This is a genomic window from Flavobacterium sp. HNIBRBA15423 (genome assembly GCF_052655965.1).
In genome coordinates, this window is the sequence record NZ_CP199751.1 from 269069 (window position 1) to 287671 (window position 18603).

12 protein-coding genes are annotated in these 18603 nt (G+C 29.3%); 10 read left to right on the forward strand and 2 right to left on the reverse strand.

Annotated features, from left to right (window positions below):
- Positions 1-60: 60 nt before the first annotated feature.
- From ACULEV_RS01150 to ACULEV_RS01185, 8 genes are all read left to right on the forward strand, one after another.
- Entirely contained in the window at positions 61-2547 is a 2487-nt protein-coding gene (locus ACULEV_RS01150; RefSeq protein WP_445458569.1) for a DUF5686 family protein, read from the forward strand.
- Between the two features lie 54 nt (positions 2548-2601).
- Positions 2602-3207: a DNA-3-methyladenine glycosylase family protein gene (locus tag ACULEV_RS01155; RefSeq protein WP_445456860.1), complete on the forward strand. Its 606-nt coding sequence runs from the start codon at positions 2602-2604 to the stop codon at positions 3205-3207.
- Positions 3208-3316: 109 nt separating this feature from the next.
- Entirely contained in the window at positions 3317-3847 is a 531-nt protein-coding gene (locus ACULEV_RS01160) for an inorganic diphosphatase (protein ID WP_445456861.1), read from the forward strand.
- Between the two features lie 111 nt (positions 3848-3958).
- A complete protein-coding gene (locus ACULEV_RS01165) occupies positions 3959-6481 on the forward strand; it encodes a sodium-translocating pyrophosphatase (protein WP_445456862.1) in 2523 nt (840 codons plus the stop codon).
- 155 nt (positions 6482-6636) lie between these two features.
- Positions 6637-8895, forward strand: coding sequence for a beta-N-acetylhexosaminidase (locus tag ACULEV_RS01170; RefSeq protein WP_445456863.1), 2259 nt, complete (start codon positions 6637-6639; stop codon positions 8893-8895).
- A 1-nt stretch (position 8896) separates the two neighbouring features.
- The gene (locus ACULEV_RS01175) at positions 8897-9889 is read left to right on the forward strand and encodes an isoaspartyl peptidase/L-asparaginase (protein ID WP_445456864.1); all 993 of its coding nucleotides are present in this window, start codon (positions 8897-8899) and stop codon (positions 9887-9889) included.
- Positions 9889-10560: a copper homeostasis protein CutC gene (locus ACULEV_RS01180; protein WP_445456865.1), complete on the forward strand. Its 672-nt coding sequence runs from the start codon at positions 9889-9891 to the stop codon at positions 10558-10560. Before ACULEV_RS01175 ends, ACULEV_RS01180 begins: the two co-directional genes overlap by 1 nt.
- Positions 10553-13018 (forward strand): beta-mannosidase, encoded by a 2466-nt coding sequence (locus ACULEV_RS01185; RefSeq protein ID WP_445456866.1) that lies wholly within the window; start codon positions 10553-10555, stop codon positions 13016-13018. The genes ACULEV_RS01180 and ACULEV_RS01185 overlap by 8 nt, the downstream gene beginning before the upstream one ends.
- 96 nt (positions 13019-13114) lie before the next feature.
- Here ACULEV_RS01185 and ACULEV_RS01190 read toward each other — a convergent pair whose 3' ends face one another.
- On the reverse strand, positions 13115-13729 hold the full coding sequence (locus ACULEV_RS01190; protein WP_445456867.1) for a deoxynucleoside kinase: 615 nt from the start codon (positions 13727-13729) through the stop codon (positions 13115-13117).
- Positions 13729-14514: a hypothetical protein gene (locus ACULEV_RS01195; protein ID WP_445456868.1), complete on the reverse strand. Its 786-nt coding sequence runs from the start codon at positions 14512-14514 to the stop codon at positions 13729-13731. Before ACULEV_RS01195 ends, ACULEV_RS01190 begins: the two co-directional genes overlap by 1 nt.
- A gap of 126 nt (positions 14515-14640) precedes the next feature.
- On the opposite strand from ACULEV_RS01195, the gene ACULEV_RS01200 reads away from it, so the two are divergent.
- Both ACULEV_RS01200 and ACULEV_RS01205 read left to right on the forward strand, forming a co-directional pair.
- Positions 14641-15546 carry a GLPGLI family protein gene (locus ACULEV_RS01200; protein ID WP_445456869.1) on the forward strand — a complete coding sequence of 302 codons (906 nt, stop codon included), beginning with the start codon at positions 14641-14643 and terminating at the stop codon, positions 15544-15546.
- 198 nt (positions 15547-15744) lie between these two features.
- Positions 15745-18462 (forward strand): carboxypeptidase regulatory-like domain-containing protein, encoded by a 2718-nt coding sequence (locus tag ACULEV_RS01205; RefSeq protein WP_445456870.1) that lies wholly within the window; start codon positions 15745-15747, stop codon positions 18460-18462.
- Positions 18463-18603 lie beyond the last annotated feature (141 nt).

Genomic DNA, 18603 nt, shown 5'->3' on the forward strand with positions numbered 1-18603 from the left:
CTATATTTGAAACTTCATCAAGGAATTGGTGGAGTTTTTTCTTTTTTTGAATTAAAAAATATGCACATAAAAAAAATATTTTTCCTGTTTATTTTCTTCTCTTTTGTGGGTGTTGCCCAAACCAAAGTAGGAGGAAAAGTTGTAGATGAATTTGATGAACCAATTCCTTTTGCAAATGTGATTTTTAAAAATTCAAGAGAAGGAGTTATTACTGATGAAAATGGTAATTTTTATTTTGAATCTAAAGAAAATTATTCTTTTTTAGAAGTGTCTTTTATAGGTTTTGAGAAAAAAGAAATCCCTTTAAAATCTGGATTAAATGCTAATTTAAGAATTGTTTTAAAAGAAGGAACTCAGCTTAAAGAGATAGTTGTTTATTCTGGTAAAACTTCAAAAAAAGATAATCCTGCTCTAGATATTCTTAGAAAAATTTGGGAAAGAAGAAGGAAAAATGGTCTTAAGATGTTTAAACAGTATGAATATGATAAATATGAAAAAGTCGAATTTGATTTAAATACAATTGACTCTGCTTTTATGAGTAGTAAAATGTTTAAAGGAATGGAATTTGTGTTTAAGCAAATTGATACTTCAAATATTTCAGGAAAAACATTTTTGCCTATTTTTATTAATGAGACATTAAGTAAAGTATATGGAGATAATGAATCAAAAAAGTTTAAAGAGATAATTGAAGCAAATAAAAATTCTGGATTTAGTTCTGGTGATGGAGTAAACACTTTTATCAAAGACTTGTATGCTGATTATGATATTTATGATAATTATTTAAAGTTTTTTGATAAAGATTTTGTAAGTCCATTATCTCGAACAGGAATTAATGTTTATAATTACGTTTTAAACGATAGTATGTTTATTGATAACAAATGGTGTTACAATATTGTATATTATCCAAGAAGAAAAAATGAATTAACTTTTAAAGGAGATTTTTGGGTAAACGATTCTACATTTGCAATAAAAAAAATAAATTTAGAAGCTAGTAAAAGTGCTAATATAAACTGGGTTAAAGAAATTTACATTGAACAAGAGTATGATGTTTTAAACGATTCTGTCTTTTTATTAAAGAGAGATTATATGATGTCAGATTTCAGTTTTTCTAAAAAAGAGGAGTCTAAAGGAGTTTATGGAAAGCGAACTACATTAGCAAGGAACCATAAATTTGACATAAAGAAAGACGATAAATTTTATAAAGAAGAGGTTAATTACTTTGATGATGAGGTTTTTAGTCGTTCTAAAGAATATTGGGAAGGAAATCGTTTTGAAAAACTTAATGAAAATGAAGCAGGAATTTATAAAATGCTTGATACTTTAAAAGAAATACCAAGGTTTAAACGAATATACAATTTGGCTTCGATACTTGGGAGTGGATATATTGAAATACCAAAATGGAAAATGGATTTTGGTCCTATTTTTTCAACTTTTGGTTATAATGATGTGGAAGGGCAAAGACTTCGAGTAGGAGGGAGAACTTATTTCGGTAGTAATGATAAATGGAGACTACAAGGTTATCTTGCTTACGGATTTAAAGATGATAAATTCAAATATGGGATTTCTGGAAAATGGATGGTAGATAAAAAGAAGCGAATTATTCTTTCTGCAGGAAATAGAAGAGATGTTGAACAAATTGGGGTTAGTTTAACTACATCAAATGATGTATTAGGTAGAAGTTTTGCTTCTTCTTCTTTGTTTTCTAGTGGTACAAATAATAAATTGACATCTGTAAATTTAACCACTTTGGGCTTTGAAATAGAGCCTGTAAAAAATCTTACTTTTCAAACCAATTTTTCTTATAGAACTTTGGAGTCGGCATCTAATGAATTTAGTTTGAATTATTTTACAGATGCTTCTAGAACAACTACAAATAGCGAAGTTAAACAATCAGAAATAAATTTTGTTACCGAGTTTACTCCAAAAAGAAGAACTGTTGGTTATGGAGTAGAACGATTATTGGTTGATAATAACTATGCAAGAATTTTTTTGAGCTATAGCCAAGGTCTTAAAGGGGTAATGAATAGCGATTTTGATTACCAAAAATTACAATTTTATTATCGTCAGCCCGTTTTAGTTGGTGGTTTTGGAAGACTGTTTACAACACTTGAGTTAGGCAAAACCTTTGGACAAATACCTTTAGGGTTAATGGGAGTTATTCCAGGAAATCAGTCTTATTTTATTATTGATAATACTTACAATTTATTAGATTATTATGATTTTGTAGCTGATGAATATGCGTCTTTACATTTTGAGCATCATTTTAATGGTAGATTATTTTCTAGAGTTCCTTTGCTTAGAAAATTAAATTGGAGAGAAATAGTAGGCATAAAAGGAGTTTATGGAACAGTTTCAGATGAGAATCGTTTGATTAATGCTTCTGGATTAATTTACAGAGCTCCAGAAGATATATATTGGGAATATAATGCAGGGATAGGTAATATTTTCAAGGTTTTAAGAATTGATTTTGCTTGGAGAGGTAGCTATTTAAGTATTCCAGATGCTAATAAATTTACTGTAAAAGCTTCATTTGGATTCTATTTTTAAACCAAGTTGTATAATTTTCTGTCTAGAGATGTAATCAATTTAATCATATAGGTTTTGAAAAATAATATTCCTTATTTACTTCAAAAAGATATTGTGTTTCAGCAAATAATAGATTTGTATGGAGAACCTATAATTTCATCAAGACCTCAAGGATTCGAATCTTTATGTAAATTAATTATGGAACAACAAGTTTCTTTAGCTTCTGCAAAAGCTTGTTATTTAAAGTTGGAAAGTTTTTTAGGTAATGTAAATCCGAAAAGTATTTTACAAGCATCTGATGAAGATTTAAGAAGTAATTCTATTTCTAAACAAAAAATAGTGTATTTGAAAGAACTTTCAAAAGCTATTTTGAATAAAGAATTACTTTTAGAGACACTTGCAAAAAAAACAGAAAATCAAATAAAAACGGAATTAACTGCCATAAAAGGTATTGGTAATTGGACGGCAGAAGTGTATATGATGTTTTGTCTTCAAAAAGAGGATGTTTTTCCTATTGGAGACATTGCATTGCAAAACACTTTGAAGGAATTATATCCAGTTTCTTCAAAAGAAGAGATGATTGAACTTTCAGAAAACTGGAAGCCTTATTCTTCATTGGCGACCTATTTTTTTTGGCATTATTATTTAAAAAAAAGGAATAGAGAACCACTTATTTACTAAATTGCTAAATATAGATGATTTTTAGCTTTTTGATTAAAATAAATTAATAATTCATTCTTTAAAAAAATCTAGAATCATTACATTTGCACCCGCTTTAAAAAATAAAAAAATGACAGCAGATAAAGTTACTACATTTGATGTATTGATAGAAATTCCAAAAGGAAGTAGAAATAAATATGAGTACGATTTTGATTTAAAAAAAATCAGATACGATAGAATGTTATTTTCTTCTATGATGTATCCAGCAGATTATGGTTTTATTCCAGAAACTTTAGCATTAGATGGTGATCCACTAGATGTATTAGTTTTGGTAACAGAGCCAACATTTCCTGGTTGTGTTATGGAAGTAAAACCTATTGGTGTCTTTCATATGGCAGATGACAAAGGGCCAGATGAAAAAGTAATATGTGTTCCTGTTTCTGATCCAATTTGGAACAAACTAAATGATTTAAGTGATATGAATACTCACTTATTAAAAGAAATAGAACATTTCTTTCAAGTATACAAAGATTTAGAAAATAAAAAAGTAGATGTTGAAGGTTGGGGAGATGTTAGAGAAGCAAAAGAAATTTTTGTAAAATGTACTCAAAGATTTAATGAAATACCAAATAGACCAGAAGGATTATTTAGTATTAAATAAATTAAGATAAATAATGTAAAAAAGGCAATATTCATTAGTAATATTGCCTTTTTTGTTTATTTTTGTTAAGGACGACAAATTATGTTTAACTAAAACAACCAAAAAAACTTTATGGATTCAATAATGATTTATGTGCCTATAATTATGGCATTATTAGGTTTAGCTTTTATGTTTTATAAAAGAGCCTGGGTTTTAAAACAGGATGCAGGAGATGGAAAAATGAAAGAAATTTCCGATTATATATATGAGGGAGCACTGGCTTTCTTAAAAGCAGAATACAAATTATTAACTTTCTTCGTTATTGGAGCAAGTATTGTTTTAGCTGGAGTTGCTTATTTTGTAGATACAACTAGTTATTTAATAATTGTTGCATTTATTATTGGTGCTATATTTTCTGCATTAGCAGGTAATATGGGTATGAAAATCGCGACAAAAACAAATGTTAGAACAACTCAAGCTGCTCGTACAAGTTTGCCAAAAGCCTTAAAAGTGTCTTTTGGAGGCGGAACTGTAATGGGACTTGGTGTAGCTGGATTAGCAGTTTTAGGATTAACCGCTTTTTTTATTATCTTTTTTAGATATTTCATGGGGGGCCAATGGACTTCAACTGATGATATGACACTTGTACTTGAAACATTAGCTGGTTTTTCTCTTGGTGCGGAATCTATAGCATTATTTGCACGTGTAGGTGGTGGTATTTATACAAAAGCGGCAGATGTAGGTGCTGACTTAGTTGGTAAAGTGGAAGCGGGTATTCCAGAAGATGATCCTCGTAATCCAGCAACGATTGCAGACAATGTAGGAGATAATGTAGGTGATGTTGCAGGAATGGGCGCAGATTTATTCGGATCTTATGTAGCAACTGTTTTAGCGGCTATGGTTCTTGGTAATTATGTCATCAAAGATATGGGAGGAAGTCTTTCTGATGCTTTCGGTGGGATTGGACCAATTCTTTTACCAATGGCAATTGCTGGTTTCGGAATTTTATTTTCTATCATTGGTACAATGTTAGTTAAAATTTCTAGTGATGATGCAAAAGAAGCACAAGTTCAAAAAGCATTAAATATTGGGAACTGGGTTTCTATTATTTTAACGCTAATTTCTTGTTACTTTTTAGTAGAGTATATGCTACCTGAAACAATGAAAATGAACTTCTTTGGAGAAGGTTTAAAAGATATTTCATCAATGAGAGTATTTTATGCTACTATTGTTGGTTTAGCAGTCGGTGGAATTATTTCTTCTGTTACAGAATATTATACAGGTTTAGGTACAAAACCAGTTTTGGCAATTGTACAAAAATCGTCAACTGGTGCTGGTACAAATGTTATTGCAGGTTTAGCAACAGGAATGATTTCTACTTTTCCAACAGTATTATTATTTGCTGGTGCAATTTGGGCTTCTTATGCCTTAGCGGGCTTCTATGGTGTAGCTTTAGCAGCTTCTGCAATGATGGCTACAACGGCTATGCAATTAGCAATTGATGCATTCGGACCAATTTCGGATAATGCTGGTGGTATTGCTGAAATGAGCGAATTACCTAAAGAAGTTCGTACAAGAACAGATATTTTAGATTCAGTTGGAAATACAACTGCAGCAACAGGAAAAGGTTTTGCTATTGCTTCTGCAGCTTTAACTTCATTAGCTTTATTTGCAGCCTATGTTACTTTTACAGGAATTGATGGGATTAATATTTTTAAAGCTCCTGTATTAGCAATGCTATTTGTAGGTGGAATGATTCCTGTAGTTTTTTCAGCTTTAGCAATGAATTCTGTTGGTAAAGCAGCAATGGATATGGTGTACGAAGTACGTCGTCAGTTCAAAGAAATTCCAGGTATTATGGAAGGAACTGGAAAGCCAGAATACGGAAAATGTGTTGAGATTTCGACAAAAGCAGCTTTAAGAGAAATGATGTTGCCAGGAATTTTAACTATTGGTTTCCCAATTGCAATTGTATTATTAGGAAAACTAGTTTATCCACATAATAACCAATTAATAGCTGAAATGCTAGGAGGCTATATGGCTGGAGTTACTGTTTCTGGTGTGCTTTGGGCTGTGTTTCAAAATAATGCTGGTGGTGCTTGGGATAATGCAAAAAAATCATTTGAAGCAGGTGTTGAAATTAATGGAGAAATGACTTATAAAGGTTCAGATGCTCACAAGGCTGCTGTAACTGGTGATACTGTTGGTGATCCTTTTAAAGACACTTCCGGACCATCAATGAATATCTTAATTAAATTAACTTGTTTAATCGGTCTAGTAATTGCGCCTATTTTAGGAGGTCATTCAGCAACTTCAGAGATGGCTTTAGGTTCTTGCTGTCATAAGCACGGAACTGTTGTTGAATGTAACTCTATGAGTGAAAAAGAATGTATTGAAAAAGGATGTAGGAATCCGAATTGTAAAATGTTGCAAGGAGGAGAAGTAATTCACAGTTTAGATCATGAAGGTCATAATCACAACCATGCAGAAGTGACTAGAGAGATAAAAGTTGAAAAAACGAAAAATGAAGATGGAACAGTAAAAGCTATTGTTTCAATAACTGAAATTGTTGATGGTAAAGAAACAATTACTGAAAAATTATTTGAAGGAACTGAGGTTGAAGTTAATACAGCAATTGACGCTTTAGAAAAATAATCTTTTCAGCTTATTAAATGTAAAAATCTCTTTTGAAGTAATTTGAAAGAGATTTTCAATTTAGTATTAGTATAGAAACTTTAATTATAAATAAAATTCTAAGAATTTTTATTTATAGCATATCTTTTAATAAATTTATACTATAAAATAGTTTTATGCGATTTTTAAATCTTTTTGTTTTATTAGTGTTGTCTAGTTTTTGTATGGCACAAAATCAATATAGTATAATCCCAAAACCACTAAATGTGACCACTAAAAAAGGAACATTTATACTAGATAGAAAAACCACAATTCAAGCTGATAAAAATTCTTTTGAAGCAAAATATCTTCAAGAACAAATAAAAATTCAAACTGGTTTAGATTTAAAAATTTCTCATGCTAATTCTTCTTCAAGAATAGTTTTAAAAGTTATAAGTCCAATTGACCCTTATTGGAATGAAGAAAGATACAATCTCACTGTTTCAGAAAAAGAGATAGTAATTTATGCACCTTACAATCAAGGAGTTTTTTATGGAGTACAATCTTTATTACAAATGATTCCTTATGAAAAATCTTCAAAAGTTACATTGAATGCTATTTCCATATTCGATGAACCAAAGTTTCAATGGAGAGGAATGCATCTCGATGTAGCGCGTCATTTTTTTCCTGTTGAATTTGTTAAAAAATATATTGATTATTTGGCTGCCTATAAATTAAATACTTTTCATTGGCATTTAACAGATGATCAAGGTTGGCGAATTGAAATTAAAAAATATCCAAAACTAACCCAAACAGGTGCTTGGAGGAATGGCTCAATGGTTGGTCATTATAGAGATCAAAAATTTGATACTATAAAATATGGTGGTTTTTACACGCAAGATCAAATTAAAGAAGTCGTTGCTTATGCGAAAGAACGTCATATTACAGTTATACCAGAAATAGAAATGCCAGGACACGCAATGGCTGCATTAGCATCCTATCCTCGATTTGCTTGTACGAATGGTCCTTTTGAAGTAGCAAAAGTATGGGGGGTTTTAGATGATGTTTTCTGTCCAAAAGAGGAAACCTTTGCCTTTTTGCAAGATGTTTTAACTGAAGTTATGGAATTGTTTCCGTCAGAATATATTCATATTGGTGGAGATGAATGCCCAAAAACAAGATGGAAATCTTGTGAACATTGTCAAAATTTAATTAAAGAAAAAGGATTAAAAGACGAACACGAATTGCAAAGCTATTTTATTCAAAGAATTGAAAAATTTATGAATTCAAAAGGCAGAAAAATTATAGGTTGGGATGAAATTTTTGAAGGTGGTTTAGCTCCAAATGCAGCTGTAATGAGTTGGCGAGGAACAGAAGGAGGAATTGCCGCTGCTAAAGAAAAACATTATGTAGTAATGACACCCGATTCGCATTGTTATTTTGATCATTATCAAGCAGATCCGAGTAACGAACCCATAGCAATTGGTGGTTATACAACAGTTGAAAAAGTATATTCTTACAATCCTATCCCAAATGAATTAACAAGTGAAGAAGCTAAATATATCTTAGGTGCTCAAGCGAATGTATGGACAGAATATATTGATACAGCAAAACATGTGGAATATATGATGATGACAAGAATGATGGCTTTGTCTGAAGTGCTTTGGGGAACTTCAAATTCAGATAAATATGAAGATTTTGAAAGTCGATTAATTCATCATTTGCCTGTTTTAGAGAAAAAAGGAATAAACTATAGTGAAGCCATATATGATATTAAAGCGATTATTAAAGAAGAAAATGGAATTTTATTTTACGATTTAAAATCAAAAAACAATGCTAATATTCGTTATACAACTGATAATTCTGTGCCTAATTTGAATTCAGAAAAATACACAGTTGCAATTCCGATAACTAAAAATCAAAAAATAAGAGCTTCCTATTTTGAAAATGGAATTGAAAAAGGAAACGGAGTTGACCAAGATTTCTTAATTTCAAAATCTACTGCAAAATCAATCAAATTAGAATTTTCCCCAAGTAAAAATTTTTCAAATGGAAATCCTTTTACATTAATTAATGGTGTTTTTGGAGATATTCAAAAATTTGGAAAGGATTGGTTAGGATTTAGTGGAAACAATGTAGTAGCAACAATAAACTTTAATAAAATAGAAACAATCTCAAAAGTTCAATTTAATGTTTTTGATGGTAAAATTAGTTGGATTTATTTGCCTAAAGAAATAATAATTGAAACTTCTATAGATGGAAAAAATTTTGAAATCCAAGAAAGGGTTTTGGCTCATGAAATAGAAAATTTAAAAGGAATAATAAATATACAGTTCAATAAAGTAGAAGCAAAATTTGTAAAAGTAACCGCAGAAAATTTTGGTATAATTCCAAAAGGAAATCCTGGAGAAGGAAATGGAGCTTGGCTTTTTATTGATGAAATACTTGTAAACTAATATGGGAAATAGAAGAGATTTTTTAAAAACTACTGCAGTTGCATCTGTAGGTTTAGCTTTAAATTCATTTAAGTCGAATGAGGAAGAAATAATTGTTGAAAATAACAAAGTAAATAAACCCATAGTAATTTCAACTTGGAATTTTGGTGTACAAGCAAATGGAGCAGCTTGGGAAATTCTTAAAAATAAAGGAAGAGCATTAGATGCAGTAGAAGCAGGTGTGAAAATTCCAGAGGGTGATCCAAATGAAAGAAGTGTTGGATTTGGTGGAAGACCAGATAGAGATGGAAAAGTAACACTAGATTCCTGTATTATGGATGAATTTTCTAATATAGGTTCAGTTGCAGCTTTAGAACATATAAAGCATCCTGTTTCGGTAGCACGAGCAGTAATGGAAAGAACACCACATGTAATGTTGGTTGGAGATGGAGCATTGCAATTTGCCTTGTCAGAAGGTTTTGAAAAAGAAAATTTATTAGTTGAAGATTCTGAAAAGGAATGGAAAGAATGGCTAAAATCTAGCGAGTACAAACCTATTGCAAATATTGAAAATCATGATACTATAGGAATGATAGCTTTAGATAGTCATGGAAATCTTTCAGGTGCTTGCACTACTAGCGGAATGGCTTTTAAAATGCATGGAAGAGTAGGAGATTCACCTATTATAGGTGCAGGTTTGTATGTTGATAACGAAATTGGAGCAGCAACCGCAACAGGTCATGGTGAAGAGGTTATAAGAATTGTAGGTTGTCATTTGGTAGTGGAATTAATGAGACAAGGAAAATCTCCTCAAAAAGCTTGTGAAGAAGCAGTTGCTCGTATTGTAAAACTGACTAAAAACAGAAATAAAAATCTTAAAGATATTCAAGTAGGTTTTATTGCTTTAAATAAAAAAGGAGAATATGGTGCGTATTGTATTCAAAGTGGATTTAATTTTGCCGTTAATGATAATTTAGGAAATAAATTAATAGATTCTGATTATTTTTTGAAATAATGCCAAAATTAGAAATCGCTTGTTTTAATTTAGATTCAGCTTTAATTGCTCAAGAAAATGGTGCAGATAGAGTTGAACTTTGCGTTCAAATGAATCTTGGAGGAACAACACCACCAATAGAACTGATTAAACAAGCAAGAAATAAATTAGACATTGAATTATATGTTATGATTCGTCCAAGAGGAGGAAACTTCGTCTATTCTGAGGTTGAGTTTGAAATTATGAAAAATGACATTATTGAGATTAAAAAGTTAAATGTAGAAGGATTTGTTTTCGGAATTTTAAGTGAAGACAATACGGTTAATAAAACTCAAAATAAAGAATTAGTAGAATTAGCTAACCCCTTTCCGTGTACTTTTCATAGAGCTTTTGATGAGGTTTTACACCCTTTGATGACTTTAGAAGAAATAATAGAATGTGGTTTTCAAACTATTCTAACTTCAGGGAATGCAAGTAATGTTAATGATGGAATCAATCAATTGGAAGTATTAGTTCAAAAAGCAAATAACAGAATAAATATAATGTCTGGTGGAGGATTACGTTCATCCAATTTAACTGAAATACTACATAAAACAAAAGCTTCTTTCTTTCATTCTTCAGCTATTATAGATGCTACTGAAATCGCGAATCCAATCGAAATTCAAAAATTAAAAGCAATTCTGAATGCATAAACTTCTTTTAATATTTTTTTTACCAATGATTCTTTGGAGTCAAAATAAACAACGTAGTTTAGATAAAGAAGATTGGAAATTTAAACAAGAAAGCAAAGAAAATTGGTTGCCTGCAAAAGTACCAGGAACTGTTCACACGGATTTGTTACAGAATCAAATAATTGAGAATCCATTTTTTGGTACAAATGAAAAAGATTTGCAATGGATAGAAAATGAAAATTGGAACTATAAAACTTCCTTTACAATTTCAAACGCTGAAATTAATTATGAAAATATCGACTTACAATTTAATGGATTAGATACTTATGCTTTAGTTTTTTTAAATGGTTACCAAATCCTTGAAGCCAATAATATGTTTCGAAAATGGGAAATTCCTGTGAAAAATTATTTGGTTGAAGGAGAAAATGTATTAGAAATTATTTTTAAATCGGCTGTAGTTGAAGGGAAAAAGGAAGCTAAAAAATTAAATTATATTTTGCCAGGAGACGAAAAAGTCTTCACTAGAAAAGCACAATATCAATATGGTTGGGATTGGGGTCCAAGATTTGTAACAGCAGGAATTTGGAAAGGGGTGAAACTTAATTTTTGGCAAGAACTAAAAATTATAAATATAAAGTATAATCAACTTGAGCTTAACAAAAACAAGGCAATTTTAGAATTTGTAACTCAAATTGAAACTTCTAAAGCAAAAAATATTTCATTAGAAATAAACGATTCTATTCAAGTGTTTAATTTGAAGAAAGGGAAGAATGAAGTTTTAATGAAATATGAGATTAAAAACCCAAAATTTTGGTGGTGTAATGGCATGGGGGAAGCTCATCTATATCCATTTTCAATTAATGTAATGGATGTTAATACAAAAATTGACACAAAAAATATTAACATAGGGTTGCGAATTATTGAATTAATTCAAGAAAAAGATAAAATTGGAACTAGTTTTTATTTTAAGCTTAATGGAATTCCAGTTTTTATGAAGGGAGCTAATTATATTCCTGATGATAGTTTTTTGCCAAGAGTTTCCGATTCTATTTATAAAGCTAGAATAAAAGATGCGGTTAATGCTAATATGAATATGCTTCGTGTTTGGGGTGGAGGAGTTTATGCAAATGATACTTTTTATGATGAATGTGATAAAAATGGAATTTTAGTTTGGCAAGATTTTATGTTTGCTTGTGCTATGTATCCAGTAGATAAGATGTTTTTAGAAAATGTAAAACAAGAGATAATAGATAATGTTAACCAACTACAAAATCATCCGTCATTAGCCATTTGGTGTGGCAATAATGAGATTGATGAAGCATGGAAAAATTGGGGTTGGCAAAAACAATACAATTACTCAGTGGCAGATTCAACTACAATTTGGAACAATTATGAGAAATTATTCCATCAATTAATTCCAAAAACATTGGATAGTTTGCTTTCTAAAAAGAAGAATATATATTGGCCATCTTCGCCATCAATTGGTTGGGGAAGAAAAGAAAGTATGCAACAAGGAGATTCTCATTATTGGGGAGTTTGGTGGGGAAAGGAACCTTTTGAAGTTTATGAAGAAAAGGTAGGACGATTTATGAGCGAGTATGGTTTTCAAGGTATGCCTAATAGGGAAACATTTAAGATTTTTGCAAGTGAAAAGGAGTTGAATCTAAAATCCAAAACGGTAAAACATCACCAAAAACATCCTGTTGGTTATGAAACAATCGAGGAATATATGAAACGTGACTATAAAATTCCAAAATCTTTTGAAAATTATATATATGTATCCCAATTACTTCAAGCTAAAGGAATGAAAACGGCTATTGAAGCACACAGAAGAGCAAAACCCAATTGTATGGGAACATTATATTGGCAATTAAACGATTGTTGGCCAGTTACTTCATGGAGTTCGGTAGATTATTTAGGAAATTGGAAAGCCTTTCACTATCAAGTAAAAAACAGTTATGAAAACCTTATTCTTTCAGTTGAAGAAGATAGAGACAAGTATAAAATTTATGTAATTAACGATAATTTAGAAAATATTTCAGGGAAATTGGTAATAAAAAATATCGATTTTAATGGGAAAATATTGTCTGAAAAAATAGTAGATGAAAAAGTGGAAGCCAATTCAAGTAAAGTGTATTTTTCTTTTTCTAAGAGAGAAATAAATAAAAAGAACTTAAAAAAATCTTTGTTGTTTATTGAGTTTATTTCGGAAAATATAAAGGCAAATACTATTTTTTATTGGGTTAAACCCAAAGAGTTAATTTTACAGAGACCTACGATTACAATAAAGAAAATAGACAAATTTACTATTGAAGTTACGTCCAATGTTTTGGCTAAAAATGTGTATTTGTCATCTATGGAAAATACCCATTTTAGTAATAATTTTTTTGATATGTTGCCCAATCAAGTATATATAATTACACTCTCAAAACCAACGGAAAATATAAAGATAAAAACATTATTTGATACTTTAGATTAAACCTATTTTCCAGCCAGTATAGTTTGTTAACTATATTTTCATTTTCAGCTAAAAAAATGCCACAAAAGTGGCATTAAAAAATATTGTTAAAAATAATTAGAATAATCCATTAATTTCAGCATCTATTTTGTTAATGATATTTCCTAAATCTTCAGGATCATCAACAAAATTAATATTATCAACATCTATAATAACTAGTTTCCCTTTATCGTAGGTTTCAATCCACGCTTCATATCTTTCATTAAGACGACTTAAATATTCAATTGAAATGGTATTCTCATAGTCTCTTCCTCTTTTGTGAATTTGGCTTACTAAATTAGGAATTGAACTTCTTAGATAGATTAACAAATCAGGTGAACCAACTAAACCCTCCATTAAATCAAATAAAGATTTATAATTATTATAATCTCTATTCGTCATTAAACCCATGGTATGAAGGTTTGGTGCAAAAATATGAGCATCTTCATAAATTGTTCTATCTTGAATAGTCGTTTTTCCTGATTCTCTAATTTGTAAAACCTGTCTAAAGCGACTATTTAAAAAGTAAATTTGTAAATTAAAACTCCAACGTTCCATTTGATGATAAAAATCATCTAAGTAAGGATTGTCAACTACGTCTTCAAAATGAGCTTCCCATTTAAAATGTTTGGCTAATAATTTTGTTAATGTTGTTTTTCCTGCTCCGATATTTCCTGCAACTGCTATATGCATTAGGGTAAAAGTATTTTATAGTTAATAACTTTATTTGGGGTAAAAATAGATAAAATTCCATTTTTATAATAGAATTTATCAAATGATTTTTTAGAAATATTTATTTCATACATTTTGTCTTCTTTCTTTTTAAATAAATAAAGTTGTTCCCCCTTTTTAATAATATAATTTTCTTCAGTCAGTATTTGAATTAATTCATAAGAAGGTAATTTTCCTAAAGTCTTTATTTTTCCAAAAATGGAAATCGTATAGCTAATGTTATCTTCATCTATCCAATAAAAATAATTGTAATCGGTAGCATGTTGAATTATTTTGCTAGTTAAAGGTGTTGAAATAAACTTAAAAGAATCTGTGTTAAAATTATATAAACCTATTTTCTGACTTAAAGTGTCATAAAACCAAATTTGATTTTGTATTGCTAGTCCAATGTGATTAAAATTGACAATGGTCTCAAGTTTATTTCCATCAATTCTATGAGTTTCATTCAATTGACTATCTAGAAGAATAATAGTGTTGAAGTCCTTATAAAACAAAACAGTTTGTAAAGGATTATATAGATCAACAGATGTTAAATTTCCTAAAGTTATATTGGTGTAATTAAATTCTTTGTCTTTGGTTTTCTTATAAAACTCATTATTGATACTGTAATAAATACCCTGTTCATTAATCTCATAAACGATTTTGTTTTCAAGAGTTATAGAATCTATAAGTGTAGTGTTTATTTTTTCTTGGGAGAAAATGGATAAAGTTAGACTCAAAATCCAAATGGTAAATTTAAATTTCATTCAAAGAAGATTAAACCTTTTACATTAAATTGATTCTAAAGATAATATTTTAACTTTATATTATGCTATTTTAATGTAACAAAAAGCAGATTTTGAGTCTATATAAGTAATCAATAACAAATAAAAATGAAAAAAATAGCTATAGTTTTATTGTTTTTAACTTCTATAAGTTTCTATGCCCAGGATTTTCAAGGCACAGCAGTGTATGAGTCTAAAACAAGTACTGCAGAAATAATGAAGAATTTTGGTGGTAATAGAGAAATTACTCCTGAAATGCAAAAAAACATTGAAGAGAGAATGAGAAAAATGTTTGAAAAAACATTTGTTCTAAATTTTAACAAATCGGCTTCTATCTATAAAGAAGAAGAAAAATTAGATGCTCCAGGTCAAGATGGAGGAAGAGGTAGAATGATGATGTCTATGATGGGTGGTGGTGGCACACAGTATAAAGATGTAAAAGACAAAATTTATGCTGTTGATAAGGAAGTATTTGGAAAAGAATTTTTGGTAAAAGACAGTTTGCCAAGTTATAAATGGCAAATGAGCTCTGAATCAAAAAAAATAGGAGATTATACTTGTTTTAAAGCTACTGCTGTTGTACAAACAGATGCTACAGATTTTAGGAATTTTAGAATGAGAGGTAATAAAAATGATGATGATAAAGTAAAAGAAGAAAAAAAGAAAGATTCTATAAATACTAATAAGAAAACTAATTTTTTAAATGATGATATAGAACAAATAAAAGAAAAGACTATAACAGCATGGTATTGTCCTGAAATTCCTATTAATCAAGGTCCTGATAAGTATTGGGGTTTACCTGGTTTAATTCTAGAAGTAAATGACGGAACTACAATATTATTATGTTCTAAAATTGTATTAAATTCTAAAGAAAAAGTAGAAATTAAAGCACCAACCAAAGGGAAACAGGTTACACAGAAAGAATATGACGAAATCGTGAAGAAGAAAATGGAAGAGATGAGAGAAATTTATGGTGGTCAAAGAGGGGGAAACGGTAGAGGAAGAGGGTTTTAATGATGTCTGAAAAACATATATTTCAAATTATAGTATTTGAATTTGACTATTTTGAAGAACTTAAATTATCTGAATTAATGATAAATAAGTCAACAAATCCAATCTTGTTTTTATAAAAAAATAAAAGCCTTTACTAAGAAAAATGTGTAATAAAAATAAAATCAAACTTAGTTAAGCTTTTTGTAACTATAAAATTAAATGAAAAAATATATACTTCTTGCTGTTTTGTTTTCAATTGTTTCTTCAAGTCTTTCACAAAACATCCGTTTGGAAGGAATTGTAAAAGATAGTACTGGACTTGGTTTAGAAATGGCCAACGTAATGGCTATTAATAGCGAAACCAAAACTATGGATGCTTATGCAATTACGAATGAAAAAGGGAAGTTTGCTTTGAATTTAAAAGCTAACACTACTTATCAAATCAAATCGAGTTACATTGGTTTTCAAACTTTTGAAAAAAACATAAAAACTACTGCTGAAAACATGAATTTTGACATTAAAATGTCACAAGGAGTTCAATTAAATGATGTAGAAGTGGTTTACGAAATGCCAGTTTCAATTTCTGGTGACACTATTATTTATAATTCAGATTCCTTTACAAATGGGACTGAACGCAAATTAGAAGATGTATTGAAAAAATTACCAGGAGTGGAAGTCGATTCAGAAGGACAAATTACTGTTGAGGGAAAATCGGTTCAAAAAATAATGGTAGAAGGGAAAGATTTTTTTGATGGTGATACCAAAATTGCTACCAAAAATATACCAGCGAATGCTTTAGATAAAATTCAAGTTTTAAGAAATTATAATGAAGTTTCTAATTTAAGAGGATTAGAAAATAATGAAGAAAATGTCGCTATTAATATTAAATTAAAAGAAGGTAAAAAGAACTTTTGGTTTGGAGATATGACTGCAGGAATAGGAGTAGGTCATGAAGAAAGTCGTTATTTAATTAATCCAAAATTATTCTATTATAATCCTAAAATAAGTATTAATGTTATTAGTAATTTTAATAATATTGGTGAGTTGCCATTAACGACTCGTGATTATTTTAAATTTACAGGTGGCTTTAGAAATATGATGCGAAAAGGTGGTTCTAATTTTAATATTTCTTCAAATGATTTAGGAATTGGCAATTTAAATAATAACCAGGCAGCAAATATTGATACTAAGTTTGGAGCAGCAAATTTTAGTTATAATCCTTCAAAAGCCTTAACTTTTAGCGGATTTGGAATTGTTCTAGGAAATAAAACAAATACTAGAAATGTATCTATTACAGATAGACCAAATGACGGTGATTTACAAGATGAAACTACAGAAGATTTGTCTAATCAAACAACAATGCAAACTTTATTGAAGCTAAGTTCAAGTTATGTACCTTCTGATAAATTACATGTAGACTATGATGCTTTACTGAAGTTTTCTAATCAAAAGGAAAGCCAATCGTCAATTTCTAATGTCTTAGGTGATATTTACACATCTAAAAAACAAAACCCTATTTCGTTGAATCAGAATTTCAATTATTATTATACTCTTAATGATAAAAGTGTTTTTGCTTTTGAAGCCCAACATTTGTATCAAGAAGAAGACCCATTTTATAATGCAATTTTAGCAAATAATCCTTTTCCAATAATCGATTTTCAAGCACAATCATTATATAATATCAATCAAGATAGATTTGTTAAGACAAATAAACTGGATATAAAAGGAGATTATTATTATATGATTACTCCAAAAAGTAATATTAATGTAACAATTGGAAACACTTATTCTTATCAGAATTTTAATTCAACAATTTTTCAAATTTTAGATAATCAAACTATTAATAGTAATCTAATTGATGAAACAAAAAATAATGTGAATTATGCGTTTAATGATGCTTTTGTAGGTTTACATTATAAATTTATAACTGGAAAATTTACATTTAATCCTGGTTTTAGTGTTCATAATTATAGTACTAAAGATACTCAATTAGGTTCTTCAAATACAATGAATTTCAATCGTTTTTTACCAGATGTTTATGCATTATATCAAATAAAAAAATCAGAAACAGTAACGTATAATTTCTCACTGCAGAATAATTTCACAGATATTACTAAGTTAGCAGAAGGTTATATATTTTCAAACTATAATAGTTTGTTTAGTGGTAATCGAGATTTAGAAAACTCATTATCGCAGAATCACAGCATTAGATATTTTAAGTACAATATGTTTAATTTCGAAAATATTTTTGGCTACTTAAATTATACGAAACAAATTGATGCAATTAAAAGTAGAGCTTTATTAAATACTGTTTTTCAAACATCTTCATCAGTAAATTTACCGTCAAATTTTGCAGATGAATCTATTTCTGGAGCATTTAATTATGGGCGTTCATTTGCAAGATATTACAAAGCTTCAGCTGGTTTAAGTATGAATTGGAGTAAATTTAATAACATTAGAGTTTTTCCAGATGCTGATAGTAATCCAGATAATAATCCAACTGAAATTCAGTCAACAGAATCATTTACTCAAAATTATAATGTAAAGTTTTCTACAAATTATAAAACCATTCCTAATTTGTCTTTGGGTTATACTTATACCATAAACGATAACTTTACAGATATTTTTTATACTGATAGTCCAACAATAGGATTAGAATATTATTTCTTAGATGCATTTTCTTTTGTTTCCGATTACACATTTAATCACAATAGAAATAAATCGAAATCAGTGGATAATGAATATGATTTTTTAAGCGCAAGTTTAATTTATCAGAAAAAAGATAGTAAGTGGGAATACAAACTTTCTGGAACAAATATATTAGATACTAAGTCTTTAAATAATAATAGCTTTAATCAAATAGGAGGAATTAGTAATTTTTCAAGCTATTTTATTCAACCAAGATACCTTATTTTGAGTTTGAAATATAATTTGTAATCATTTTTATGCTTGTTTTTATTTTTTAGGAGCACACACTAAATCATTTAGTAGAAATCTGTCCCGCTATCCACTCTATCTTTTCTTTTTTAGGAAAAAAGAAAAGGATGCCGTTCCTATCGGGGCTATAAATCATGTTAT

What these genes read in the sequence shown, in the direction of transcription:
- ACULEV_RS01195 (WP_445456868.1), bottom strand. Translation starts at nt 14,514, where the DNA reads ATGAAATTTAAATTTACCATTTGGATTTTGAGTCTAACTTTATCCATT.
- ACULEV_RS01170 (WP_445456863.1), top strand. Translation starts at nt 6,637, where the DNA reads ATGCGATTTTTAAATCTTTTTGTTTTATTAGTGTTGTCTAGTTTTTGT.
- ACULEV_RS01175 (WP_445456864.1), top strand. Translation starts at nt 8,897, where the DNA reads ATGGGAAATAGAAGAGATTTTTTAAAAACTACTGCAGTTGCATCTGTA.
- ACULEV_RS01160 (WP_445456861.1), top strand. Translation starts at nt 3,317, where the DNA reads ATGACAGCAGATAAAGTTACTACATTTGATGTATTGATAGAAATTCCA.
- ACULEV_RS01150 (WP_445458569.1), top strand. Translation starts at nt 61, where the DNA reads ATGCACATAAAAAAAATATTTTTCCTGTTTATTTTCTTCTCTTTTGTG.
- ACULEV_RS01205 (WP_445456870.1), top strand. Translation starts at nt 15,745, where the DNA reads ATGAAAAAATATATACTTCTTGCTGTTTTGTTTTCAATTGTTTCTTCA.
- ACULEV_RS01200 (WP_445456869.1), top strand. Translation starts at nt 14,641, where the DNA reads ATGAAAAAAATAGCTATAGTTTTATTGTTTTTAACTTCTATAAGTTTC.
- ACULEV_RS01190 (WP_445456867.1), bottom strand. Translation starts at nt 13,729, where the DNA reads ATGCATATAGCAGTTGCAGGAAATATCGGAGCAGGAAAAACAACATTA.
- ACULEV_RS01165 (WP_445456862.1), top strand. Translation starts at nt 3,959, where the DNA reads ATGGATTCAATAATGATTTATGTGCCTATAATTATGGCATTATTAGGT.
- ACULEV_RS01185 (WP_445456866.1), top strand. Translation starts at nt 10,553, where the DNA reads ATGCATAAACTTCTTTTAATATTTTTTTTACCAATGATTCTTTGGAGT.
- ACULEV_RS01180 (WP_445456865.1), top strand. Translation starts at nt 9,889, where the DNA reads ATGCCAAAATTAGAAATCGCTTGTTTTAATTTAGATTCAGCTTTAATT.